The 24,718-nt window shown below is 32.0% G+C and carries 18 protein-coding genes; 6 read left to right on the top strand and 12 right to left on the bottom strand.

Going from position 1 to position 24,718, the window contains the following annotated elements; genetic code table 11:
* Positions 1-51: 51 nt before the first annotated feature.
* A complete protein-coding gene (gcvP, locus tag OJ995_RS06905) occupies positions 52-2,895 on the bottom strand; it encodes an aminomethyl-transferring glycine dehydrogenase (RefSeq protein WP_264368746.1) in 2,844 nt (947 codons plus the stop codon).
* A gap of 150 nt (positions 2,896-3,045) precedes the next feature.
* On the opposite strand from gcvP, the gene OJ995_RS06900 reads away from it, so the two are divergent.
* Complete coding sequence (locus tag OJ995_RS06900; RefSeq protein WP_264368745.1) at positions 3,046-3,861, top strand: UbiA prenyltransferase family protein; 816 nt, start codon at positions 3,046-3,048, stop codon at positions 3,859-3,861.
* A gap of 36 nt (positions 3,862-3,897) precedes the next feature.
* On the opposite strand, the gene OJ995_RS06895 is transcribed toward OJ995_RS06900, so the two are convergent.
* The 9 genes from OJ995_RS06895 to OJ995_RS06855 all read right to left on the bottom strand — a co-directional run bounded on the left by OJ995_RS06895 (position 3,898) and on the right by OJ995_RS06855 (position 10,857).
* Positions 3,898-4,287: a hypothetical protein gene (locus OJ995_RS06895; protein ID WP_264368744.1), complete on the bottom strand. Its 390-nt coding sequence runs from the start codon at positions 4,285-4,287 to the stop codon at positions 3,898-3,900.
* 52 nt (positions 4,288-4,339) lie between these two features.
* Positions 4,340-4,726: a hypothetical protein gene (locus OJ995_RS06890; RefSeq protein WP_264368743.1), complete on the bottom strand. Its 387-nt coding sequence runs from the start codon at positions 4,724-4,726 to the stop codon at positions 4,340-4,342.
* Between the two features lie 11 nt (positions 4,727-4,737).
* On the bottom strand, positions 4,738-5,082 hold the full coding sequence (locus OJ995_RS06885; protein WP_264368742.1) for a hypothetical protein: 345 nt from the start codon (positions 5,080-5,082) through the stop codon (positions 4,738-4,740).
* Complete coding sequence (locus OJ995_RS06880; RefSeq protein ID WP_264368741.1) at positions 5,079-5,417, bottom strand: hypothetical protein; 339 nt, start codon at positions 5,415-5,417, stop codon at positions 5,079-5,081. Before OJ995_RS06880 ends, OJ995_RS06885 begins: the two co-directional genes overlap by 4 nt.
* 54 nt (positions 5,418-5,471) lie before the next feature.
* On the bottom strand, positions 5,472-5,975 hold the full coding sequence (locus tag OJ995_RS06875) for a GbsR/MarR family transcriptional regulator (RefSeq protein ID WP_008254547.1): 504 nt from the start codon (positions 5,973-5,975) through the stop codon (positions 5,472-5,474).
* A 134-nt stretch (positions 5,976-6,109) separates the two neighbouring features.
* A complete protein-coding gene (locus OJ995_RS06870; RefSeq protein WP_264368740.1) occupies positions 6,110-8,134 on the bottom strand; it encodes a M3 family metallopeptidase in 2,025 nt (674 codons plus the stop codon).
* Positions 8,135-8,293: 159 nt separating this feature from the next.
* Complete coding sequence (purE, locus tag OJ995_RS06865; RefSeq protein ID WP_008254544.1) at positions 8,294-8,776, bottom strand: 5-(carboxyamino)imidazole ribonucleotide mutase; 483 nt, start codon at positions 8,774-8,776, stop codon at positions 8,294-8,296.
* A gap of 316 nt (positions 8,777-9,092) precedes the next feature.
* Positions 9,093-10,247 carry a 5-(carboxyamino)imidazole ribonucleotide synthase gene (locus tag OJ995_RS06860; RefSeq protein WP_264368739.1) on the bottom strand — a complete coding sequence of 385 codons (1,155 nt, stop codon included), beginning with the start codon at positions 10,245-10,247 and terminating at the stop codon, positions 9,093-9,095.
* Positions 10,248-10,320: 73 nt separating this feature from the next.
* The gene (locus tag OJ995_RS06855) at positions 10,321-10,857 is read right to left on the bottom strand and encodes a HEAT-like fold family protein (protein WP_264368738.1); all 537 of its coding nucleotides are present in this window, start codon (positions 10,855-10,857) and stop codon (positions 10,321-10,323) included.
* A gap of 108 nt (positions 10,858-10,965) precedes the next feature.
* Between OJ995_RS06855 and hpt the strand changes: the two genes are divergently transcribed.
* The 5 genes from hpt to OJ995_RS06830 all read left to right on the top strand — a co-directional run bounded on the left by hpt (position 10,966) and on the right by OJ995_RS06830 (position 16,932).
* Positions 10,966-11,496, top strand: coding sequence for a hypoxanthine phosphoribosyltransferase (hpt, locus tag OJ995_RS06850; RefSeq protein WP_133609540.1), 531 nt, complete (start codon positions 10,966-10,968; stop codon positions 11,494-11,496).
* A gap of 30 nt (positions 11,497-11,526) precedes the next feature.
* Entirely contained in the window at positions 11,527-12,099 is a 573-nt protein-coding gene (locus tag OJ995_RS06845) for an adenylate kinase (RefSeq protein WP_264368737.1), read from the top strand.
* Positions 12,100-12,269: 170 nt separating this feature from the next.
* Entirely contained in the window at positions 12,270-13,493 is a 1,224-nt protein-coding gene (locus OJ995_RS06840) for a hemolysin family protein (RefSeq protein WP_242004808.1), read from the top strand.
* Between the two features lie 100 nt (positions 13,494-13,593).
* Positions 13,594-14,604, top strand: a complete 1,011-nt coding sequence (gene obgE / locus OJ995_RS06835) for a GTPase ObgE (RefSeq protein WP_133609546.1) — start codon at positions 13,594-13,596, stop codon at positions 14,602-14,604.
* Positions 14,605-14,784: 180 nt separating this feature from the next.
* Entirely contained in the window at positions 14,785-16,932 is a 2,148-nt protein-coding gene (locus tag OJ995_RS06830; RefSeq protein ID WP_264368736.1) for a S46 family peptidase, read from the top strand.
* A gap of 51 nt (positions 16,933-16,983) precedes the next feature.
* On the opposite strand, the gene OJ995_RS06825 is transcribed toward OJ995_RS06830, so the two are convergent.
* Positions 16,984-18,150, bottom strand: a complete 1,167-nt coding sequence (locus OJ995_RS06825) for a carboxypeptidase-like regulatory domain-containing protein (protein WP_264368735.1) — start codon at positions 18,148-18,150, stop codon at positions 16,984-16,986.
* Positions 18,151-18,153: 3 nt separating this feature from the next.
* Positions 18,154-24,663 (bottom strand): alpha-2-macroglobulin family protein, encoded by a 6,510-nt coding sequence (locus tag OJ995_RS06820; protein ID WP_264368734.1) that lies wholly within the window; start codon positions 24,661-24,663, stop codon positions 18,154-18,156.
* Positions 24,664-24,718: the final 55 nt, after the last annotated feature.

Genomic DNA, 24,718 nt, shown 5'->3' with positions numbered 1-24,718 from the left:
CCCAAAAACCTGAATTGGAATTTGGGATTTTAAATATTGGAAATTTATTTTTTACATGTACGCTTCAATTGGAGCACAAGAACAAACTAAATTTCTATCTCCATACGCTTCATCAACACGACGAACCGTTGGCCAGAATTTATTTTCAGCAATATAATCTAAAGCAAATGCCGCTTGTTCTCTTGTGTAAGGGAAAACCCACTCGTTAGCTGTAACCATAGCTAAAGTATGAGGCGCATTTCTTAAAATGTTATTGGCATCCTCTTTTGTTGAAGCTTCAATTTCTTTACGAATTGAAATCATCGCATCACAAAAACGATCTAATTCCGCTAAATCTTCTGATTCAGTTGGTTCAATCATTAATGTTCCAGCAACTGGGAAAGAAACCGTTGGTGCGTGGAAACCATAATCCATTAAACGTTTTGCAATATCGGTTACTTTGATTCCTTTTTCTTCGAAAGCTCTACAATCTAAAATCATTTCGTGAGCCGCTCTTCCCATTTCTCCAGAATATAAAACTGGATAATGTTCATCTAAACGTGCTTTCATGTAATTTGCATTTAGGATAGCATATTTAGTAGCGTTTGTTAATCCTTCAGCGCCTAACATAGTTATGTAACCGTAAGAAATCAAACAAACTAAAGCAGAACCATAAGGTGCAGAAGAAATTGCGGTAATTGCTTGGCTTCCTCCTGTTGGAATAACTGGATTAGTTGGCAAGAATGGAACTAATTTTTCATTCACACAAATTGGTCCAACACCCGGTCCACCACCACCGTGAGGAATAGCGAACGTTTTGTGTAAGTTTAAGTGACAAACATCAGCACCAATAGTTGCAGGATTTGTTAATCCTACTTGCGCATTCATATTCGCACCGTCCATATACACTAAACCACCATTATCGTGAATGATTTTGGTGATTTCAATAATAGCACTTTCAAAAACTCCGTGAGTTGAAGGATAAGTAACCATCAAAGCAGATAAGTTATCTTTGTGTAAGATTGCTTTTGCTCTCAAATCTTCAACATCGATATTTCCATTATCCATGGTTTTTGTTACGATGATTTCCATTCCTGCCATAGCAGCAGAAGCTGGATTAGTTCCGTGAGCAGAAGCTGGAATTAAACACACATTTCTATGGTTATCGCCTCTTGATAAATGGTAAGCACGAATAGCCATCAAACCTGCATATTCACCTTGAGCACCTGAATTTGGTTGTAACGTTGTTCCTTGGAAACCTGTTACGACATTCAATTGCTGCTCTAATTTTTTCAACATGATTTGGTAACCTTCTGCTTGTTCAACTGGAGCAAAAGGGTGAATGCTGTTCCAGTTTGCCATAGATAACGGCAACATTTCAGCAGCAGCATTTAATTTCATAGTACAAGAACCTAATGAAATCATTGAGTGATTCAATGATAAATCTTTACGTTCTAATTTTTTGATATAACGCATCAATTGCGACTCTGAATGATGGTTGTTGAAAACCTCATGTTGTAAGAAAGTTGATTTTCTTACTAAGCTTTCAGGAACCATAACTTCATTAGCTAATTGACTAACTGTAATTTTATCTTTTCCAGTAGCTTCAGCAAAAATAGCGATGATTTGGTTGATGTCATTTAAAGAAGTCGTTTCGTTAAATGAGATCGAAACCGTTTCTGCATCTGGATAGAAGAAGTTTACTTCGTTTTTCTCAGCAATTGCTTTTACTTTTTGAGCATCTGCTTTTACTAAGATTGTATCGAAGAAAGCAGTATTCGTTTGGTAAACACCTAATTTATTTAAAGCATCGGCAGTTGTAACCGCAGAAGCATGTACTTTATTAGCAATATATTGTAAACCTTTTGGTCCGTGAAAAACAGCATACATTCCAGCCATAACTGCTAATAAAACTTGTGCAGTACAAATGTTTGAAGTTGCTTTTTCACGTTTGATATGTTGTTCACGAGTTCCTAAAGCCATACGTAATGCGCGGTTTCCGTTTACATCGATAGAAACACCAATGATTCTTCCTGGCATTGAACGTTTGTATTCTTCTTTAGTCGCAAAATAAGCAGCGTGTGGTCCACCATAACCCATTGGAATTCCAAAACGTTGTGTAGTACCAACTACAACAGCAGCTCCCATTTCACCTGGCGAAGTTAATTTAGCTAATGATAAAATATCAGCAGCAACCGCTACTTTAATTTCGTTTTCTGCTGCTTTTGCGATGAATCCTGCATAGTCATAAACTTGACCATATTTTCCTGGATATTGTAAAATCGCACCAAAGAATTCTGTTGAAAAATCGAAAGTTTCGTGATTTCCAACTACTAATTCAATATTTAATGGAGTAGAACGTGTTTGTAAAACCGATAAAGTTTGTGGTAAAATTTCTTCCGAAACGAAGAATTTCGTCACATTATTTTTCTTTTGATCGCGAGTTCTTACATCAAAAAGCAACGCCATTGCTTCTGCAGCAGCTGTTCCTTCATCTAATAAAGACGCATTTGCGATTTCCATTCCTGTTAATTCGATAACCGTTGTTTGGAAATTTAAAATTGCTTCTAAACGACCTTGAGCAATTTCTGCTTGATAAGGAGTGTAAGCTGTGTACCATCCTGGGTTTTCAAAAATATTTCTTTGAATAACCGCCGGAACGATCGCTGGGTGATATCCTAAACCAATGTATGATTTGAATACCTTATTTTTCTTTCCTAATTCTTGAATGTGAGTTAAATACTCATACTCAGTCAAAGGAGCATCTAAATTTAAGTCGTTTTTTAAACGAATATCATCTGGAATGGTTTCGAAAATTAATTGGTCTAAAGATTCTACACCAACCGTTTTAAACATGTGATTTAAGTCACTTTCACGTGGCCCTAAATGTCTCAAAGCGAATGCATCTGTTCTCATTTATTAAAAATGTGTATGTATGTTATTATGTGTTGTTTTGGTCAACAAAAGTAATTATTAATCTTGTAATAATTTGTTTTTAAAATGTGAAATTTTGTGATTTTATCAACTAAAATAGAGTCTTATTAACAGATTGATTATTTTTGTTGAATGGTGATTTTAAAGAAAATTCTCGATTTTTACATCAATAGTAGTTTGCATGTCGCATTATCAGCTTTTGCTTTAGTGTCGATGACGCAATATTTCTTTGGTGTTGAAGGCGATTTTTCGGTAGCTTTCTTCGCTTTTTTTGGGACAGTAGTAGGTTATAATTTTGTGAAGTATGACGCCATCGCAAGGTTAAACAAAACCGAAATCAAAAAAGAGCTTAAAGCCATAGTTTTTTTGAGTTTTATTTCGTTGTTGGCTTGTTTTTATTTTTTCTTTCAATTGAGTTGGGAATCAAAGTTAAGTGCTTTTACTTTTTTTGGTCTTACTCTTTTATACACTTTACCTTTTTTTCCAAACAAACAAAATGCACGAAATTGGAAAGGTGTCAAAATTTACATCGTTGGAATTACTTGGGTTGGAGTAACCGTGATTTTACCTTTGGTAGAGGCTGAAATTTCGTATTCAATGGATATGCTTTTGATGGCTTTTCAGCGATTTTTATTAGTATTTTCGATTGTTTTGGTGTTTGATATTGTAGATGTAAAACACGATGACATTCATTTACAAACCGTTCCACAAAAAATAGGAGTGAAGTTGACGAAAAAACTAGGTTATCTCTTGTTGTTTTTACTCTTGATTTTGGAGTTTTTCTATACCAATAATCACCATTTTTTACCGTTCTTTTTCAAACTTTTGGTTTGCGGAACGATTGCTGTTTTTCTCTTTTTTGCCAATGAAAATCGTTCACGATATTACGCTTCATTTTGGTTAGAAAGTGTTCCGATTTTGTGGTGGTTGGTGTTGGTGGTTTTCTGATTGTTCAGATAGGTTTTATCATCAGCAACAATAATTTCATTTATTTTTATTTTTGTCATTGTTTTCGATTTTATAAATCATACCAAAAAATATGGCTGTTAGTGAATAGGCTAAAACTGTATTTTCTTCTCTATTATTGAAAATGAGATAAAAGGAAATAATAATTCCAATTGTACAAAAACTTAGAATTATAGGTTTTATGTAAAGAGGTTTTATACCTTTTTTATCCAATATGTAATATGTTATTCCAAGTATGATATAAGTTGGTAGTGAAAAAAATAATCCAAATATTACGGTAATTGGATATACAGAAGTTAGATTGAATAATGTTTCTATGTCAGTATAATAGTAAGTTAATATATCAGAAAGTATTGGTGCAATTAGTAAAGTTGAAAACCAATGTTTGATAAGATATGACCAATTCATGTTGTTTGTTTTTTATCCTGACAGGTTTCCAAAACCTGTCAGGATTGTGAACTTACCCATTAATCACAATTCGTTGTTCTACTTGTGCTTGACTTGCTTTTCGTTTTCCTCTAAAGAAATAATATAAGTTTAAGAATAGCATTATTCCCAAATAAATTGAAAATCCGCCAATTTTGTAACTCAGTTTTTCGATTAAAACTTGGTAAGTATCATCATACATATTCATTTCTAATATCATAAGCGCAAAACCTAAATTCAGTAAATAAAATCCGGTTTCGAATAGTTTGTTGGTGGCGTTGGCGATTTCTTCTCGGCCTTTAAAAATATCCAACATATAAATTTTACTGTTTTTAAAAAGTGTTTTTGAAACATAGTAGGTTAAAAATAAAGCAATTGGAAGATAAATTGCATAACCGATTAAAATTTTTGTAGTTTCCATAATACGAGTGTTTAAATTAATTTTTTGATGTAATTCGTTAATAATATAATGTTGATGTAATGCATCACGGCAATCGCAATAATAATGAAAGCCGATTTTGAGGTAATCACTTCAATGAGTTGTGTGATACTTTCAATTTGTTCCCAAGAAATTATCGTCATCGCACAATAACCAATATTTAACAGATAGTAGCCCACCAAAAGCAATTGATTTATTTTATGACACAAGTCTTCATGATTGGGAATCAATTGCGAAACGAAAATGTTTCCGTTGTTGTAGCAAATTCTTCCAACCTTCACAATGATAATACCTGTGATGCTGAAATAAATTAGGTAGGCGATGATGTTGAGGTTCATGGTTTTTCTTTTTGAGAGTAAATTATTACTGAAATATAGATGCAAAGTGCTAAAGGTGTAAAAAGCAATATCCAAGTCAGCTCATCGATATAGTTTACATTCACGTTGTAATACCATAAACTGAAAAAAGTCAATACTAATAGGAAATATATTTTTATGTAAATATTTTCTTTATGTTTAGTCCAGAAAATGATTCCAACAATGATTTGTAGTAAACCTGTTAGCATTGTTGAATATGCTGAAAAATATAAACTGATTGGTTCTACAATTCCCAAAATTCCAAGGAATAATGGAATTATGATTGCAATTGAATTAGTTAATTTTAAATTTTCCATATTATCTATTATTTTAAACTTTCAGAAATAATTGAAAGTTTTGGTTAAATTTTTTTATTTCATGATTTTAACAACCAATTTTGCCAACCAATTGTCTTTATATTCTGTGATTTTATCCAAAACGTTATCTGCTTTTAATACGAAGTCGTACAATTTGGTGGTTTGATCTACGAAATGTTTTTCGGCTTCTGTGTTGTCTGATTGAATAGAAGAAACTTCTTTTAAAACTTTCAAGGCTGGTTTTATTTCACGTTTGCTTCTTTCTCTCGAAATTTTTACGGCTAATTCATCTAAATCTTTTTCCGCTGTGAAAAATTCACGTCTTTCGCCTGCTTTGTATTCTTTGTAAACGATGCCCCAGTCCATTAAAGCTCTTAAATTCATCGAAGCATTACCGCGTGAAATTTGTAATTCTTCCATAATGTCTTCCATTGAAACAGGTTCGTGCGAAACCATCAACAACGCATGAATCTGTGCCATGGTTTTGTTAATGCCCCATTGAGAGCCTAAAGCTCCCCAGGTTTGTACGAATTTATTTTTTGCTTCTTTGAATTCCATTTTGATGGTTATTTCATTTTGATAGGACAAAGATATATAAAAGTTTTTAAACTTTCAAAAAAAAATGAAAGTTTGTTTAAAAAAGAAACCGAAGTGTTTAATTTCGGTTTCTAAATATATAAAATTCTGATAATTTAAATCAACCCTGCTCTCTTTAACAAAGCCTCTACTTTCGGCTCCTGACCTCTGAATTTTTTATATAATTCCATTGGTAATTCGGTGCCGCCTTTTGAAAGAACGTTGTCTTTGAATTTCGTTGCTACTTCTGTATTGAAAATGCCTTTTTCTTGGAAATATGCAAACGCATCAGCATCTAAAACTTCCGCCCATTTGTAGCTGTAATATCCCGAAGAATAACCGCCTTGAAAAATATGAGAAAACGAAGTACTCATACAATTTTCTGCAACATCTGGATATAAACTTGTGCCTTCCATTGCTTGTTTTTCAAATGCTTTTACATCGTCAATAGTTTGCGATTTTCCATGATACGTCATGTCTAAAATCCCGAAACTTAATTGGCGTAATGTTGCCATTCCTTCTAGGAAACTCGCACTTTCTTTGATTTTTTCTACATAGTCTTGCGGAATAATTTCACCCGTTTCGTAATGTTTCGCAAATAAAGCTAATGCTTCAGGTTCGTAACACCAGTTTTCCATTACTTGACTTGGTAATTCCACAAAATCCCAATAAACCGAAGTTCCAGATAAACTTGGATAAGTTGTATTGGCTAACATACCGTGTAACGCGTGCCCAAATTCGTGAAACAATGTCGTTACTTCGTTAAAAGTTAATAATGATGGTTTTGTTTCCGTCGGCGGTGTGAAATTACATACGATAGAAACATGTGGTCGTTCGTTAATTCCGTCCTTTATATATTGAGGTTTGTAGGATGTCATCCAAGCGCCATTTCGTTTTCCTTTTCTTGGGAAGAAATCCGAATAAAAAACAGCCACTAATTGTCCTTCGAAATCTAAAACTTCAAAAGTTTGAACGTCTTCGTGGTATTTATCAATATCAAAAATTTCTTTGAATGTGATTCCGAATAACTTTTCAGCGATAGTGAAAGCTCCGTTCAATACATTTTCCAATTGGAAATAGGGTTTCAACAACTCATCATCCAAACTGAATAATTTTTGTTTCAATTTTTCCGAATAATAAGCACCATCCCATTTTTCTAATTGGTCAATTCCGTCTAATTCTTTTGCGAAAGCTGTTAATTCAGCAAATTCTTTTTGAGCAGCGGGTTTTGCTTTTTCCAACAAATCATTCAAAAACGATTGAACTTTTTCTGGGTTTTGCGCCATTCGTTCTTCCAAAACAAAATGCGAATGTGATTGATAACCCAATAAATTAGCTCGCTTGTGACGTAATTCCACAATGCGTTTTACATTTTCTTTATTATCGAATTCATTATCTTGAAACGATTTTTTTCCAGCGGCAATAGCAATTTCTTTTCGCAATTCACGATTTTCAACGTAGGTTACGAAAGGTAAATAACTTGGGAAATCTAAAGTGAAAACCCAACCTTCCAAATTTTTAGATTTTGCCAAACTTGCCGCCATTTCTTTAGCGCCATCAGGTAAACCTTTTAAATAGGCTTCATTGATAATATGTAATTGATAATTATTGGTTTCCGCCAAAACGTTTTCACCGAAAGTTAGTTTGATTTTGGCTAATTCGGTATCAATTTCGCGTAGTTTTAATTTGTCTTCTTCATTCAATAAAGCTCCATTTCGAGAAAAACCTTTGAATTTTTTGTCTAATAAAGTCGCTTGTTCGGTAGTTAATATCAAAGCATCTTTTTGATCATAAACTGCTTTTACTCGTTTGAATAAGTCTTCGTTCAAAGCAATATCGTTACTAAATGCAGTAATTAATGGAGAAACTTCTTGTGCGATTTTTTGCATTTCATCACAAGTTTCAGCCGAATTCAAATTGAAGAAAATATTGGACAATCTATCCAATTGTTCGCCAGAATAATCCAAAGCTTCAATTGTATTAGAAAAATTAGGTATTTCTGTGTTATTTACTATGCTATCGATTTCAGTACGAGCGAGTTCGATAGTTTTTTCGAAAGCTTCTTTATAATCTGAAAGATTAATCTTACTAAATGGTGCTGTATTGTGTTTTGTTGTGAATTTTTTAAAAAAAAGTTCCATAAAAATTTGTTTTTATCGATAAAGTGTATAATTTTGTCGACGAAATGATGTACGAACATCCTTTTTGCCCCAAACAGAGAGAGAGTAGAATTTTTTTATAGTTGTCACTTAATTGTGAGTAGAAATCCCGAGTTAGCAATAACTCGGGATTTTCTATTTTTATTTCAATCCTTCCGAAGCTTTTAAAACTGCTTGTTTTAATCCTTCTTTGTAAGCGATAATTTTATCTAAAACACATTTATCAGAACTTCCGATAATTTGTGCAGCTAAGATTCCAGCATTTTTTGCTCCGTTTAACGCAACAGTTGCTACAGGAACTCCACCTGGCATTTGTAAAATAGATAAAACTGAATCCCATCCATCAATAGAATTGCTCGATTTTACAGGAACTCCAATTACAGGAAGTGGCGACATAGAAGCAACCATTCCAGGTAAATGAGCCGCACCACCAGCACCAGCAATAATTACAGAAATGCCTCTTTCGTGTGCGTTTTTACTGAAGTCAAATAATTTTTCAGGTGTTCTGTGTGCCGAAACAATATCTACCTCGGTTTCGATATCAAATCCTTTTAATATGTCGATGGCTTCTTGCATTACCGGCATGTCCGAAATGCTTCCCATTATGATTGCTACTTTACTCATGTTTGTTGTTTATTATTTTTGGTTTGCTGTTTATAGTTCAGTGAAACTATTACAATTAAACAAATTATATAATTGTATGCTATATTGATAAAATGTGTTCCATGCAATAAAGTTCGTTCGTTACATTTGCCTCTAACTTCAAATTGATAATACATTTCAAATGGAAAACCAATCATTAAATTTGGGGATATATTATTGAATCTACTGTAAAGCATTGAAAATGATAATGATAAAAATGAAATTACACAAAATAAAATTGTGGTATAAAAACTAACTTTTATTATTTTATTTATCATTTTCAAATTGACACATTGTCTTATTGGCAAATCACTCTAATTGAATTCTTGACTTCCTCTGCAATTTTTCTTGCTTCCGTCATGTTTTCATTTACAATCGTAACGTGTCCCATTTTTCGGAAAGGTCTTGTTTCTCTTTTTCCGTAAATGTGTGGTGTTACGCCATCAATTGCCATGATTTTCTCTATGTTTTCGTAAACTACTTGTCCGGAAAAACCTTCTTCACCAACCAAATTTACCATAATTCCGGCAACTTTGCTATCGGTGTTTCCTAAAGGTAAGTTTAAAATCGCACGTAAATGGTTTTCGAATTGCGAAGTATAACTCGCTTCAATCGAATAATGTCCCGAATTATGTGGGCGAGGAGCAACTTCGTTTACCAAAATTTCATCGTCTTCGGTTTGAAACATTTCCACTGCTAATAGTCCAACATGATTGAAAGCTTCTGAAACTTTCAACGCAACTTCAGTAGCTTTTTGTGCTACTTTTTCATCGATACGAGCAGGGCAAATAACATATTCCACTTGATTCGCTTCTGGATGAAATTCCATTTCTACTACAGGATAGGTTTTCACTTCTCCAGAAACAGAACGTGCTACAATTACCGCTAATTCATTTTTGAACGGAACCATTTCTTCTGCAATACATTCTACATCAGGTAATTTTACCAAGTCTAATGCTGAGCGACAAATTTTAACGCCATTTCCGTCGTAACCAAATTGCGCACATTTCCAAACGAATGGAAATTCTAATTCGTCTTTCGCTAAAGCGTTTCTTAAATCGTTCAAATCAACAAAGCGTTGGTGTGGCGAAGTGGGAATATCGTTTGAAACGTAATAATCTTTTTGTTTTCCTTTGTTTTGAATCAAACGTAAGGTTTTTGGCGAAGGGTAAATCGGTAATCCTTCTGCTTCCAATTGATCTAAAGCCTCTAGATTTACATTCTCAATTTCGATAGTTAACAAATCGACCATTTTACCAAATTGATAAACAGTGTCAAAATCCATTAAACTGCCTTTGTAAAATCCGTTGCAACTGTATCGTGCTGGAGCTTCTTCGCTTGGTTCTAAAACTAAAGTTTGAATATCAAATTTTCGAGTTTCGGTCAAAAGCATTTTTCCTAATTGACCTCCTCCTAAAATTCCTAATTTAAAATCAGAAGAAAAATAATTCATTTTGTTGTTGTGTTGTTTGTGTCGCAAAGATACTCAGACAATTGATAATTAACAATTGATAATTAACAATTTGTTACTTGTTGAGTTTTTTCAAAAGATTTCGAGTTGCCGCTTGGTAAGCCGCGGTATGATTCGAATAATCTTGAGAAATAATCGTTTTTAATTCTTCGTGAACCCAATCGTATTTCTTTCCCAAGACAAAAAGGGCTTTCATAGCATACACTTTTGCTGCTACTTTTTCGTCTTGAATCAATCGGTCAATTAAGGCTTCGATTAAATTGTGTTCTTGTTGTTGTGTGAGAGAAATTCCGTTTTTTCTGTGATTACTTTTGGATAGAAAAAAGGCAATTTTAGTCGCTGGTCGTAATGCAGAATCATCTTTTATTTTTGGAAGAACGCTACAAAAATCTTCAATATAAGGAACAAATTGTTTCAGTTTCTTTTCGCAAACCAAATCCAAACTCCAAAAGGCTTTTACATGTAATTCATCTTTTGTGTCAAAAGCAAGTTGTATCATTTCTTTAAGGTGATTTTCATCTTTCATAGCAAAATTACTAACCATTTTCCGGCTGGCAACATGGCAAGTGCTTTCTTCGATTTTCTGATACATTTGACTTTTCATTCGGTAAATATATCAAATTTGCAAAAAAGTTGAAATACTTTGTAGCTATTCATTTGACTTTCTTAAATTTGTTGTTTATTTCTAAATCTAACCAAAGTGATACAACTACACGATAAGAAATTTGAAGTTTTTATTTCGGGAGAGGAAATTAACTTCGCCATTGAAAACATGGCAAAACAAATTGAAGACGATTTTTGCGATGACGTCCCTGTTTTTATTGGAGTTTTGAATGGCGCTTTCATGGTTGTGGCTGACTTATTGAAAAAATACAGTCACAATTGCGAAGTTTCATTTGTAAAAATGGCATCTTATGAAGGAACACAAACCACAAACGAAGTAAAAGAACTGATTGGTTTAAACCAAAGTTTAGAAGGTCGTTCTGTAATTATTGTCGAAGATATTGTAGATACTGGAAATACGATTGAGGAATTAAAAGCTATTATGAAGCAACACAATGTGAAACATTTCAAAATCGCTACTTTATTCTTAAAACCAGAAGCCTATACAAAAGACATTAAACTAGATTATGTAGGAATTCGAATTCCAAATAAATTTATAGTAGGATATGGTTTAGACTACGATGGTTTAGGAAGAAATTTAAAAGACATTTATCAATTATCAGAATAACTAACTATTACAACTTAACATAACAAAACAATGATCAATATCGTATTATTTGGTAAACCAGGAGCAGGAAAAGGAACACAAGCCGATTTTTTAAAGCACAAATACAATTTAGTACATTTATCTACAGGGGATATTTTTAGATTTAACATTAAAAATGATACTGAATTAGGAAGATTAGCTAAAACTTTTATGGATAAAGGTAATTTGGTTCCAGATGAAGTAACTATTAAAATGTTGCAAAGCGAAGTAGACAAAAATCCACAAGCAGCAGGTTTTTTATTTGATGGTTTTCCAAGAACAATTGCTCAAGCTGAAGCTTTAGATAAGTTTTTAGAAGGTAAAAATCAAGAAATTACAGCTACAGTAGCTTTGGAAGCTAATGATGAAATCTTAGTGCAACGTTTGTTAGAAAGAGGAAAAACTTCAGGAAGACCAGACGATCAAGACGAAGAAAAAATCAGAAATCGTTACCAAGAATACAACGAAAAAACCGCGCCACTAATGGATTATTACAAAGCGCAACACAAATTTTACGCAGTTGATGGTATTGGATCTATTGAAGAAGTTACCGAAAGATTAAGTTTGGTTTTAGACACATTTTAATTGAAAAATAAGGCTTTGAGATAAATTTCGGGCTTTCGATTTTTTTTTCGATATTTGCACACAGAAAAGGAGCTATTTCCGTAATTTGGGATTTTAGCTCTTTTTTTATAATTTTAACTATGGAAATTTTAATCATTCTCTTTCTGATTCTTTTAAACGGTGTTTTTTCAATGTCGGAAATCGCATTGATTTCAGCACGTAAAAACCGTTTAGAAACAGCAGCAAAAAAAGGGAACAAAAATGCTAAAGCAGCCTTAGATTTAGCTAATTCACCAAATGAATTCTTATCAACAGTTCAAATCGGAATTACCTTAATCGGAATTTTAACGGGTATTTATTCGGGGGATAAAATCACTACTGATGTTCAAAATTTTGTAGCCACTTTTGAAGCACTAAAACCTTATGCAAATTCTGTTGCAGTTGGAATTGTGGTTGTGGTATTAACCTTTTTCTCTTTGGTTTTAGGAGAATTATTGCCAAAAAGAATTGGCTTGAATTATCCTGAAGGAATTGCTAAAGCAGTTGCCGTTCCAATGAAATTGGTTTCAACGATAACAATGCCTTTTATATGGTTGTTGACTACGTCGACTGAGTTTTTATTGAAAATGCTTCAAATAAAACCAACGGCTGATGGAAAAGTTACCGAAGAAGAAATCAAAGCTATTATTAAGGAAGGAACAGAAGTAGGAGAAGTTCAAGAAATTGAACAAGATATTGTGGAACGTGTTTTTCATATTGGAGATAGAAAAGTAAATTCGTTAATGACACACCGAAATTCAATTGTGTATTTGTCTTATGAAGACACAATTGAAGAAATTAAAGCGAAAGTTTTAGATGAATTGCATTCGGTTTATCCAGTATGTGCGGATAATTTAGATGATGTGGAAGGAATCGTTTTATTAAAAGATTTGTTTTCTAATTTCGAGAAAGGAAATTTCGATTTAAAAGCGATTACCAGAGAACCGGTTTATTTTATTGAACATACCTCGGCATACAAAGCATTGGAAAATTTTAAACTTTCAAAAGTACATTATGCTTTGGTTACCGATGAGCATGGTGTTTTCCAGGGAATTATTACATTAAACGATATTTTAGAAGCGTTAGTAGGAGATGCGGCTGATTTCTATGAAGACGAATTTAAAATTGTGGCAAGAGAAGATGGTTCGTGGTTAGTTGACGGACATTATTCGTTACACGATTTCTTAACTTATTTCGATATGGATGAGTTAACAGGTGATTACGAAGTAACAACAGTTAGTGGATTAATCATAACAGAATTAGGGATAATCCCAAAACAAGGACAAAAGTTAATTTGGAACAAATTAGAGTTCGAAGTTATCGATATGGACGGTGTTAAAATTGATAAAGTTTTAATTACCAATTTAAAAGAATAAAAGAAAAGATGACAGAAGATTTGATATTAAGAGGAGAATGTCCAGTGGACATTCGGTTTAATAGTAGTCTTTGTCAAAAATAATTTAAAGAAAAGAAAGAATGACTGAAGGTAACTTTGTAGACTACGTAAAAATATATGTTTCTTCCGGAAAGGGAGGAAAAGGGTCGTCGCATTTACACAGAGAAAAATTTATTGAAAAAGGTGGACCTGATGGTGGTGATGGTGGTCGCGGTGGACACGTATATATAAAAGGAAATAAAAATCTTTGGACTTTATTTCATTTGAAATTTCTGAAACACATGCGTGCTGGTCACGGAGGTGATGGAGGAAGTTCAAGAAGTACAGGACATGACGGAGAAGACAAATACATTGAAGTTCCATTAGGAACGGTTGTAAAAGACCAAGAAACAGGAGATGTTTTGTTTGAAATTACAGAACATGATGAGGTTCGAATTTTAGCAGAAGGAGGAAAAGGTGGTTTAGGAAACTGGCATTTTAGAAGTTCAACCAATCAAACACCTCGTTACGCGCAGCCTGGAATGCCTGTAAAAGAAGTTGATGTAACTTTAGAATTAAAAGTATTAGCAGATGTTGGTTTAGTAGGTTTTCCAAACGCAGGAAAATCAACTTTACTTTCTGTTTTAACTTCGGCTAAGCCAAAAATTGCTGATTATCCGTTTACGACTTTAAAACCTAATTTAGGAATTGTAGCTTACAGAGATTTTCAATCGTTTGTAATGGCTGATATTCCGGGAATTATTGAAGGTGCGGCGGAAGGAAAAGGATTAGGTCATTATTTCTTGCGTCATATTGAGCGTAATTCAACTTTGTTATTTTTAGTTCCTGCAGATGCAGATGATATTAAGAAAGAATACGAAATTCTGTTAGATGAGTTACGTCGTTACAATCCAGAAATGTTGGATAAAGATCGTTTGATTGTGATTTCAAAATGCGATATGTTAGACGATGAATTAAAAGCAGAATTGAAAAAACAATTGGACAAAGAATTTAAAGGAACACCTTATATGTTTATTTCTTCTGTTGCGCAACAAGGTTTACAAGAGTTGAAAGACAAATTGTGGCAAATGTTGAATGTAGAAGAAAAATAAAAGTAATAAAAAAGTAAGAAAAAGCATCTTCAATTTGGAGATGCTTTTTTGTTTTTAATGCAGGTATTATAATAAAAAGTTAAAATTGCTTCAATCTAATCTGATTTTTAGGGTATAATTTTATCGAAATCGTATTTTTAATTATATTCGCCTCACAAATCAAAAGAACACATATTTATTATGAAAAAATTATTATTATTTGTCGTTTCTGCAATTATGCTTGTACCAGCTTCGGTAAAAGCAGATGAAGGAATGTGGTTTTTAATGTTCATTGAGCGTTTAAATCACCGCGACATGCAAAAAATGGGCTTGCAATTAACAGCCGAAGAAATTTACAGTATCAACAACCACAGTTTAAAAGATGCTATTGTGCAATTTAACGGTGGATGTACAGCTGAAATGATTTCAAAAGACGGATTAGTATTAACTAATCACCACTGTGGATATGATGCAATTGCAGAATTATCATCAGCTGATAAAAATTATTTAAAAGATGGTTATTGGGCTAAAAACAGATCAGAAGAGTTAAAACCTTCAAGCTTATATGTACGTTTCTTTGTTCGTATGGACGATTGTACAAAAAGAATCTTGTCTGTAGTTAATCCAAGCATGAGCGAAGCTGATAGAGAAAAAGCTATCAATGCTGAAATCGCTAAAATTGAAAAAGAAAACAACGAAGGTGGAAAATATACTGTTTCTGTTCGTCCGTTTTTCCAAGGAAACGAATATTACTATTTCGTTTACCAAGACTATAAAGATGTTCGTTTAGTAGGAACTCCACCTGAAAGTTTAGGAAAATTTGGTGGTGATACTGATAACTGGGAATGGCCACGTCACACAGCAGATTTCTCTATGTTTAGAGTGTATGCTGATGCTAATGGAAATCCAGCTGAATATTCTACAAGCAATGTTCCATTAAAACCAAAACACCATTTGCCAGTTAATTTAGGCGGTGTTAAAGAAAATGACTTCGCAATGATTTTAGGTTATCCAGGTAGAACTAACCGTTGGATGCCAGCAGGTGGAATTGAGCAAAATGTAAAATTTGCATATCCAGCATGGGTTGAAGGATCTAAAACAGGAATGGACAACATGAAAAAATACATGGTTCAAAGTGATGCTTTAAACCTGGTATATGCTTCTAAATTTGCAGGAGTAGCTAACTACTGGAAAAATCGTCAAGGAATGATTGATGCATTATCAAAATTTGGTACAGCTAAAACAAAAGCAGCTCAAGAAGCTAAATTCCACAAATGGGCTAACCAACCAGCTAATAAGGCTAAATATGGTAATGTAGTTCCTACAATCAATAAATATTATGCAATGACGAATGAAAAATCTCGTCATGATAATTATTTACAACAATTATTCAGAACTTCTGCTTTTGGAACTATTGGAAGAACTTTAGGTAGACAACTAGATGCTTATGTAAAAGCGGATGCTGCTAAACGTGCTGAAATGGCTCCTGCTATTTTAGAAATGGTTGACGAAATGTATAAAGAATTACATATTCCAGCAGAGAAAGACATTTTAGCTGCGCAATTAAGTTTGTATAGCAAAAAAGCAGGTTACACTTTAGCTCCAATGGTTGAAAAATTAGCTAAAGAAAATAATGGAGATTTTACAAAATATGTAAATGCAGCTTTCGATTTAAGTATTTTTACTTCTAAAGAAAAAGTAAAAGCATTTTTAGATTTACCAACAGAAGCTTTATTAGTAAACGATCCATTATATGTTTTATCAAATGATTTAACAACACATTTCGGAAAAAGAAGTGAAGAGTTAATGAAAGCGCAAAACGATTTTGGTGCATCTTTCCGTTTATTAGTGGAAGGTTTAAGAGAATCTAAAATTGGAGAAATCAAATATCCAGATGCCAACTCAACTTTACGTTTAACTTATGGAAAAGTTCGTTCTTTGCCAGCTGACAAACGTAATGATGCTTCAATCAACAACTACACTACATTAGCAGGTCAAGTTAAAAAATACAAAAAAGGGGATTTAGAATTTGATTTACCTACAAGAGTATTAGAAATGAATGCTAAAAAAGAATTTGGTCGTTATGCAGATAAAGACGGTTCTTTACACGTTTGTTTCTTAACTGACAATGATATTACAGGTGGAAATTCAGGTTCTCCAGTATTAAACGGTAAAGGAGAGTTAATCGGTTTAGCATTCGACGGAAATATCGAAGCTATGGCAGGTGACGTTATCTTTGACAAAAAATTACAAAGAACTATCAATGTTGATATTCGTTACGTGTTATGGGTAATTGAGAATTTCTCAGGAGCTAAACACATTGTAGACGAAATGACAATTGTGAAGTAATTCCAAATACAATATAATGAAAAACGACTTGAGAAATCAAGTCGTTTTTTTTTATGGATTATAATCAAATGGTAACATATCTCCAACTTTTTTCCAACCCATATAGCCATAAAAGAATAAATTGGCTGGGTTGTAATAATTTCCATCAGCGAAATACTCAACAGCATCATCTTCATTTTTTAATTGCGAAACTTGAAAATTTGCATTTTCTTTTGTGCTAAAAATTAAAAACTTTTCATCAGGAGCTGCCTTAGTATAAGTTACATTAAGATAATTGTCAAATTTCATGAACTTCTTTTCGTTATCTTGAATTGTAAATTTTGTAATCGGCAAAAGAGTAGTTCCTAATTTATTGATTTCTTTTTCAGGTAATTTTCGAATTAATGAATAATCGTTTGTCAGTTTTACTTCCGCCAATATTTTTTCTAATTCTATTTCATTAGGATAATCTGGATTTGGTACTTTTATTAACTCTCTCACATTAAAACCTTCTTCTTGTAGCTTTTCATTATATAACGCTCTTATAAAATGCATTGATGAACCTAAATAAGCCTCCAATCTTTTTTTTTCAATTCTTTTTTGATTTAGTTTTTCCTCATTACTAATATCTTTAAAAAAAGGGTAACCCAAATAAAAAGTATAAATTTGATTATGTCCAATTACAATATGATTGAATTGAATTAACTCATAACTAATTATGTACCCCGTGATTTTGTTTTTAATTTGTAATGGCCTGTTGGCATTAGCCATTAGTTTATATTTTCCGGGTGTTTTTTCTTCGTTAAGAATTACATCTTCTGGATTTAAAATTTCCGCTTCTCTTGCTATCTCGCTATTTCCTATAAAATGCGTTTTGAAAACTTGAAACATTCTTTCCCAATTCTTATCCTGTTTTTGTTTGATGAAAACTACTTCATTTAACTCGTTTTTAATTTCTCTTAAATAAATGGTTTTGTTTACATTTTTCCCATCCGAAAGATCAATGTTGGTTTTAATAGTAGTATAACCCACAAAACTAATTACGATTTCTTTAGTAGTAATAGGAAGCTCTAAACTAAATTTTCCTTCAAAATCGCTATAACTTCCCCGAGTGGAATTTGGTACATAGATGGAAGCTCCTTGCAAAACTTCTTTTGTGGCAGCATCTTTTATGACGCCTTCAAATAGTACTTGCGAGAAGCTACTTAAAGAAAAAAAAATAAAAATAATATACTTCATAAACTAGTTAATTTTAATCTTGTCAGATTTAGAATGACTGGAAAATTCTGGAGCATACATACTTTGTAACGTTGCAATTCCATTATTAAAGCTCCCTGAATTCGTAACTCTTACTTCATAATCAATCACATAAGTTCCTCTTTTTATCGAATCGAAAAAGAAATGAGTTGCCACATCTTTCGTACTCATATAATAACTCACGCCCTCCCATTTGTATTCCGAAATAACATTTACAGGTTCAAAACACGAAGCTCTTAAATCTTTTAAATGCACATATTCTAAATCCACTTCTGTTTTAATGGTTAAGCGAATGGTTATCAAATCACCAACTTTTAAAGATTCTTTTTCAATTGGAGCTAATTCTGTACCATTTTTTGCCGTTACATTTTTAAATATCTCTTTTTGAATTTGAGTTTCTCCTTTAGTATCGCTTTTTATTTTCTCTAAATTTTCAAAATATTGCCAATACACACCACCATAACCCGGAACTTCCGATTTATTGTCAACAGAAATAGTAGCCATTTCTTTTGTTATTTCTGATGCGCTCCAGTTCATTTTTATATAACCTGTTTCAGCTTCTTTGTCTTTGTTGGAAAGTTTTTGACTTAAGATTTTTTCGTTTCCAATTTTAAACTTCGTATTATCTTTTACAGTAGTCCAATCAGTTCCTTGTAATAGTAACGCATAAACAGCTTCGGAAGTTGATTTGGTCGTACTCCAATTTTTACTTTGCTTGTTTCTAATCAACCACACTTTCATAGCGTCAATTGATTTGGTATCGTTTTCAATTTCAGCAAAAGCTTCAATGATTAAAGCTTGCGTTTCAATTTTAGATTCATACCAATAATAACCACTACGATTATCAATCCAATACATGCCATCATTTTCATTAGAAGCCGATGTTTCTTTTAAATGGTTAATGATTTTTTTAGCAAATTCTTTTTCGTTAAATCGATGCATTACTAAAGCCATCATTCCTTTTTCATATAACGAATAATCTAACCACTTTTTCTTCAAATTGGCTAAATCCAATTTTATGATGGAATCCACTTGTTTAGAAATTGGATTTTGTTTCAAATAAAAACTTCTAGTGTACAAATAATGCAAGTCAGTATTATTGTAAGTTATAGAATTCAATTTGTTAAACTTTGAGTTCTCAATAAATTTAGCATCAATATACGGAATTGCTTTTTTTATAATCCTACTAAAATCAGTGTCAGATTTTGGGAAAAGCTTATCTAAATGACCTAATCCTGCTAAAATGTGTTGGGTAATATAACGACTTTCATGTCCGCCACTAAACCATGGAAAACCGCCAGAAGGCATCATTTTATCTTCTAGTTTTTTCAATGTAGCTTCCGATGATTCTTTCAAAGTGTTCAAGTCGAAAAGCAAAGCTAAACGTTTGTTTTTAGCATCTTCATCTGCATCAAAAAACCAAGGTGTTTCTGCTAATAATATCGATTTGAGTTCTTCATTAATTTCTATTTTAGACTTGGTTTTTCCTTCTTTTTTCCAAGATTCAAATACGCTTTCTACTTTTGGATTGCTACTAATAATTTCTTTTGCAATAAAATTGGCATAATAACGTGAAAACGTTTGTTCTGCACATTCGTGTTCGTATTCCATCAAATAAGGAAGCGATTGAATGGCCATCCAAACTGGATTTGAAGTATATTCCAAAGTAAACAAATGGTTTCGCAACGTTTTGGAATCATTGTTTTTTAAATTTTCGAAAACTACTTCTTTCTTATTTTTCTCACGAACCCATAACGGAATGTTTTCGGTAACTAAAATGGAATTGCTCAAAACAGGTAAAATATTTTCTTCCCCATCAGAGAAATTACCTGATTTAGCGATGATTTTGTATTGCAATCCTTGAAGTCCTTCAGGAATACTTATGGTCCAACTCACTGCAACATTTTCTTTTGCTTTGCAATTAAAGTTTTTAGTGTTCTTACTGTTTAAAGTTTCAACATCGATAGATTTCCCTGTGGTAGCATCAAACAATTGAAGCAAAGCAATCCCCGATTTGGCTTCGTTGGTTAGGTTGGCTACTTTTGCAGTTACTGTTATGCTATCATTTTCTCTTACAAATCGAGGCATGTTTGGCATAATCATTAAATCTTTTTGCGAAATAATATCAGCTTCTAAATAACCTGTTTCTGCTTTTTTATTGTGCGCATACATGCGAAGTTTCCATTTGGTAAGCGATTCAGGCGTTGTAAATTTAAAATTGACTTTTCCTTCAGAATCTGTTGTTAGATGAGGATAAAAGAAAGCGGTTTCATTAAAATTAGTTCTCGTTTTTACTTGCGCCACTTGTTGTAAACCTTGTTTAGTAGTAACTATTATAACGCCATTTACTCCTTGTTCGCCATACAAAGCAGCGCCTTGTGCTCCTTTTAAAACAGATGTTTCGTGAATGTCTTCTGGTTTTAAATTTTGTAAAGTGTTTGCATCCGAAATTACACCATCAATAACTACTAAAGCTGCATTATTGCCTGAAATAGATCTATTGCCTCTTAAAACAATTCTTGTAGATGAATTAACACCATTGTTAGTAGTTTCAATAGTTAAACCTGAAACTTTTCCTGCTAAAGATTGAATTACATTTTGATCACTATCTTGGAAAAGTTCTTCTCCACTAATTATTTGATTTGATGAAGTTACAGCATCTTGTTTTCTTTTAATTCCTATGGCTCCTATAACTTCAATGTTTCTACCAGATACGACATCGTCTGTAAGAGCCGCATTAACAACATGAGCATTAATGACTTGTGTTAGGGTTTTTTTGCCAGTATAAGTAAAAACAAGCACTTCACCTTTTAAGGCAAATATTTCAAAATTACCATCAAAGTCGGTAGTTGTTCCTCTAGTCGTGCCTTGTACAACAACATTGACTCCTGCAATTGGTCCTAATTCATCTGATATGACACCTGTTATTAAATTTGCATTTTCTGGAATTTCTCCAACTGCTTCCAGAACTTTTTGATATTTTCTTTGTTCCCAATCATTGCTGATATATAAATATTCAAAGCCATACCAATTAATTTGAGGATTATCTATTCTTTGTATGGTGTAATTAGAGAAAACAGACGTAAATTTAAATTCGCAAACGATTTGATTTTCGAAAGAATTTAATTCATAAAGATTTGGAAAGTTAGGATATTGTGTTTGATTTCGGAAAAATGTATTTTCCCAATTCTTTTTTGCAAATAAATCTAAAGAAGAATCATACATACTAGCTAAAACTTCCGACTCTAACTTTTGATTTTTAATTTTAAAAGACCAATTTTCAATGCTACCTGGTTCAACTTTATTGCGAATGTTTACTATTTCTAGCTCAAGATTATTATCAACAATAAGATTATCTATTCTTTGCTGATCGTGATGCAAATAGTTTTCATAGAAAGTAACAAAATGATAGTAATATTCTTTCTCATGATTTCTAGTTTTATTTACTTTTAAAATTGCTTTCCCATTAATTAACTGAATGGTTTCAAAATAATATTTTTTATCATTTTCATAAGCTCTAGTGGTTATGTATAAATTTGGAATTTCAGATTGAAATTCAATGGTTACAAAATCTTTACTTTTAGAATCGATTTTATAAGTGAATAACTTTTCTTTAGATTTGATTTCAACTTTAGAATTAAGTTTAAATTCACTTTCATAGGCAACAGTGTCTTTTTTGATATCTAATGCACTTATTGTAAAGGTATAACTACCATTTTTCAAATCTTTTAAAAAGTTCAAATCAATTGAATTTCCATCTTTAGTATCAAATGAAATGGTTTTAACCAACTTTTTCTCTTTTGCAATGTCTCTTTCGTTATAAGGTTCATTAGGGAAGAGTGTTTCAAATTCTGTACGCGACATTGTTTGAGTTTCGGGAAATTGAAATTGTCTTTTAAATAAATACTCTTTATTTTTTATTTCGTAAAACGTTATTTCTCCTTTTGTAGGCACTTGATAACCATTTAAATTTTCAGCTTTTATGACCAAGCTGTTTTTTTCTTCCTTATATAAATAGTGTTTTATCGACGCAGATATCTCTAGCGTTTCTTGTCCAACTCGAACATATTTTTCAGCTTCTTTGGTTTCTCCATTTAAATCAGTAATAGCTACTTCAATTTCATAATTAATATTTCTGATTTCATCGTTTTTTAAAATACTATCGGTTGCAATTAAAGAAATAGAGAAATTGCCATTTTCATCTGTAATGTTTTCTATTGTTATAATTTCACTTTCTTGATTTGAATAATATTCCGTCATATAAACGTCTTTGTTAATATTCCAAACAACTTTTGCACCAGAAACATTACTTCCTGCTAAAGTTTTAACATTGCCCGAAATTTTTAAAGTATCACCAATAGTATAACATTCTTTAACTTCATCAAATTTGATTTCGAAAGTAGGTCGTTTATATTCTTCCACTCTAAATGGAAAACCCTCCCATTTTTCTTCAAAATCCACATTATCCCAAAAACGGTGTTCATCTTCTTTCTCATCATAATATTTCTTATCATTTTCAAAATTATCGGGCTCTTCAATATGTAAAGAAAATTCACCATTTAAGATGTTTTTTGGAATTTCAAATTCTCCAGAGAAAGAGCCAAATCCGTTAGTTTGCACTTCGTATTCATTAAGTGTATTGTTATTACTATCTTCAATTGTAACTTTTACAGTAACAAATGGGACTACACTTTTTTTACGATCTTTTTTTTGCAACATTACTCCTTTATAATGCACTTTTTGACCAGGACGATAAATTGCCCTATCAAAAAACACATTGGCTTTTGCATCAAAATATTCGTAATCATCTGAGTAATCATTGTCATCGAGTTCACTTTTAGTATAAAAACTACTAATTGTGTCCGTATCTTTTATGAAAAATAATTTAGATTCTTTGCTTTCATTTTTGTTATAGTTTCTTTTAGCAAAACTTGCTTTACCGTCTTTGTTGGATAGAATTGTCTGTTCATTATTTCGGACTATTATATTTTCATAGGGCTTACCTGTTTTTCTGTCATAAATAAAAAAGTCATCTGTTTTATCGCTATATTCTTTGTGAAAAATTATGTTTGTAACGAAAATATTTTCATAAGATAGTATTGGAGCTTCATCTTCGTTCATTTTTTCAGGAGTAAGAACAACTAAGTAATTTCCAGAATCTATTTTTTCTAATAAAATTTCAGTAGAATTTGCATAATAGTCTCCTTTATTAGGTAAAACTTTGAAATAGCTCTTAGTTGGTTTGTTTTTGGAAATAAAATTATTAATTAAACTATCTTTTACTTTCTTTGGTTTTCCTAACCAAAAATCATATTCCACTGGAAAACGATAATAACTAATTTTTATACTATCTATATTTTTAAAATATACTAATGCTCTTGCGTTTTGGTTTGGATACAAAACTTTATTCAAAGTAATACTTAACGATTTTCCTAGAATAGTGTTTTTTATACTAGTAGCATTAGACAAAGCATTGTTATTGTTATTATTACTAAGAACTTCTTCTGTTAATTCTAAAGCTTTAATAAAGTAGTCTTTATTAACTGTTTTATTCGCATTTATGTAATAAAAATAAGCTAATTTAACTCTAATATCTTGCTTTAAGTCTTCATTTGCATTTGACTTCAATAAAAAAGTTAAGCTATTAATATATGGTTTGTGGGAATTAAAATTATTATGAAAAAACTGAATTCGATTAAAAACATATATATCTGACAAATCTTTTTTCTGACTTAAAGCATAAAACTCTTTTTCTTGAAAAATTGTTACTAATTTCTCAAGACTTTTTTGATTAAATTCATTGCCTTTTAATTTTATAAAATCAGAAGTTGTTCCATAAAAAAGAGAAACTAATTCTTCATATTTTGCATTGCTTTTAATTTCCCAAAAATTAGTTTTTGAGCCAAAGTAACTTACATACTTGTCACTCAAAAAATCATATAATGAATAATTCGCTCCATCCAAATAAGGCGAAATCTCAAAAATTTCTTTATAATCTTTAACAGAAGTTTGACGTAATTCTGCTTTGTATTTTATAGATTCGTCATACGCTTTTTCAATTTCAGCATGAAATTCTGATAGCGACCAAGTTAAAAAATCTTGTGAGGTATTATCTTGAATAGGAGTTCGCTTGTAGATATTTGTAGCATTTTTGTTCAAATACTTGGTAAGTAATTGTGCATATATATAATTTAAAATCCCTTTACTAGGTTTTGAAGCCTTCTTGATTTCTTTTCTGATGTCCAACACTATTTTCTCACTAGCGTTTTCATCTAAGACTTGAAGAAATTTCGATTTGTAGAAAAAACATTTAATAATCTCGGGTTCGATGTTTTTTCGATTTGCTTTTTTGTAAATTTTAGTAACGATTTCGTCTGCTGATTTGGTTTTTCCATCCAATTCAAGCTGCATGACTTCTTTCCATTGTTCTTCAAAATTTTGCGAGAAAGAGAAAGTGCTAATAAGTAAACTAAAAAGGAGAATTTTGAACTTCATAAAGTGTATTTTCTATTTATAGAGTGTAATTTATTTGAAAAGGTTGGGACGATTT

Source organism: Flavobacterium lacisediminis, from assembly GCF_025909975.1.
Classification (GTDB): domain Bacteria; phylum Bacteroidota; class Bacteroidia; order Flavobacteriales; family Flavobacteriaceae; genus Flavobacterium; species Flavobacterium lacisediminis.
The sequence above is the reverse complement of the archived record's forward strand: the minus strand, read 5'-3'. Positions and strand labels throughout refer to the sequence as shown.

Excerpts from the sequence above, each read along its gene's own strand:
- gcvP (WP_264368746.1), bottom strand. The coding sequence starts at position 2,895 with ATGAGAACAGATGCATTCGCTTTGAGACATTTAGGGCCACGTGAAAGT.
- OJ995_RS06900 (WP_264368745.1), top strand. The coding sequence starts at position 3,046 with ATGGTGATTTTAAAGAAAATTCTCGATTTTTACATCAATAGTAGTTTG.
- OJ995_RS06895 (WP_264368744.1), bottom strand. The coding sequence starts at position 4,287 with ATGAATTGGTCATATCTTATCAAACATTGGTTTTCAACTTTACTAATT.
- OJ995_RS06890 (WP_264368743.1), bottom strand. The coding sequence starts at position 4,726 with ATGGAAACTACAAAAATTTTAATCGGTTATGCAATTTATCTTCCAATT.
- OJ995_RS06885 (WP_264368742.1), bottom strand. The coding sequence starts at position 5,082 with ATGAACCTCAACATCATCGCCTACCTAATTTATTTCAGCATCACAGGT.
- OJ995_RS06880 (WP_264368741.1), bottom strand. The coding sequence starts at position 5,417 with ATGGAAAATTTAAAATTAACTAATTCAATTGCAATCATAATTCCATTA.
- OJ995_RS06875 (WP_008254547.1), bottom strand. The coding sequence starts at position 5,975 with ATGGAATTCAAAGAAGCAAAAAATAAATTCGTACAAACCTGGGGAGCT.
- OJ995_RS06870 (WP_264368740.1), bottom strand. The coding sequence starts at position 8,134 with ATGGAACTTTTTTTTAAAAAATTCACAACAAAACACAATACAGCACCA.
- purE (WP_008254544.1), bottom strand. The coding sequence starts at position 8,776 with ATGAGTAAAGTAGCAATCATAATGGGAAGCATTTCGGACATGCCGGTA.
- OJ995_RS06860 (WP_264368739.1), bottom strand. The coding sequence starts at position 10,247 with ATGAATTATTTTTCTTCTGATTTTAAATTAGGAATTTTAGGAGGAGGT.
- OJ995_RS06855 (WP_264368738.1), bottom strand. The coding sequence starts at position 10,857 with ATGTATCAGAAAATCGAAGAAAGCACTTGCCATGTTGCCAGCCGGAAA.
- OJ995_RS06845 (WP_264368737.1), top strand. The coding sequence starts at position 11,527 with ATGATCAATATCGTATTATTTGGTAAACCAGGAGCAGGAAAAGGAACA.
- OJ995_RS06840 (WP_242004808.1), top strand. The coding sequence starts at position 12,270 with ATGTCGGAAATCGCATTGATTTCAGCACGTAAAAACCGTTTAGAAACA.
- obgE (WP_133609546.1), top strand. The coding sequence starts at position 13,594 with ATGACTGAAGGTAACTTTGTAGACTACGTAAAAATATATGTTTCTTCC.
- OJ995_RS06830 (WP_264368736.1), top strand. The coding sequence starts at position 14,785 with ATGAAAAAATTATTATTATTTGTCGTTTCTGCAATTATGCTTGTACCA.
- OJ995_RS06825 (WP_264368735.1), bottom strand. The coding sequence starts at position 18,150 with ATGAAGTATATTATTTTTATTTTTTTTTCTTTAAGTAGCTTCTCGCAA.
- OJ995_RS06820 (WP_264368734.1), bottom strand. The coding sequence starts at position 24,663 with ATGAAGTTCAAAATTCTCCTTTTTAGTTTACTTATTAGCACTTTCTCT.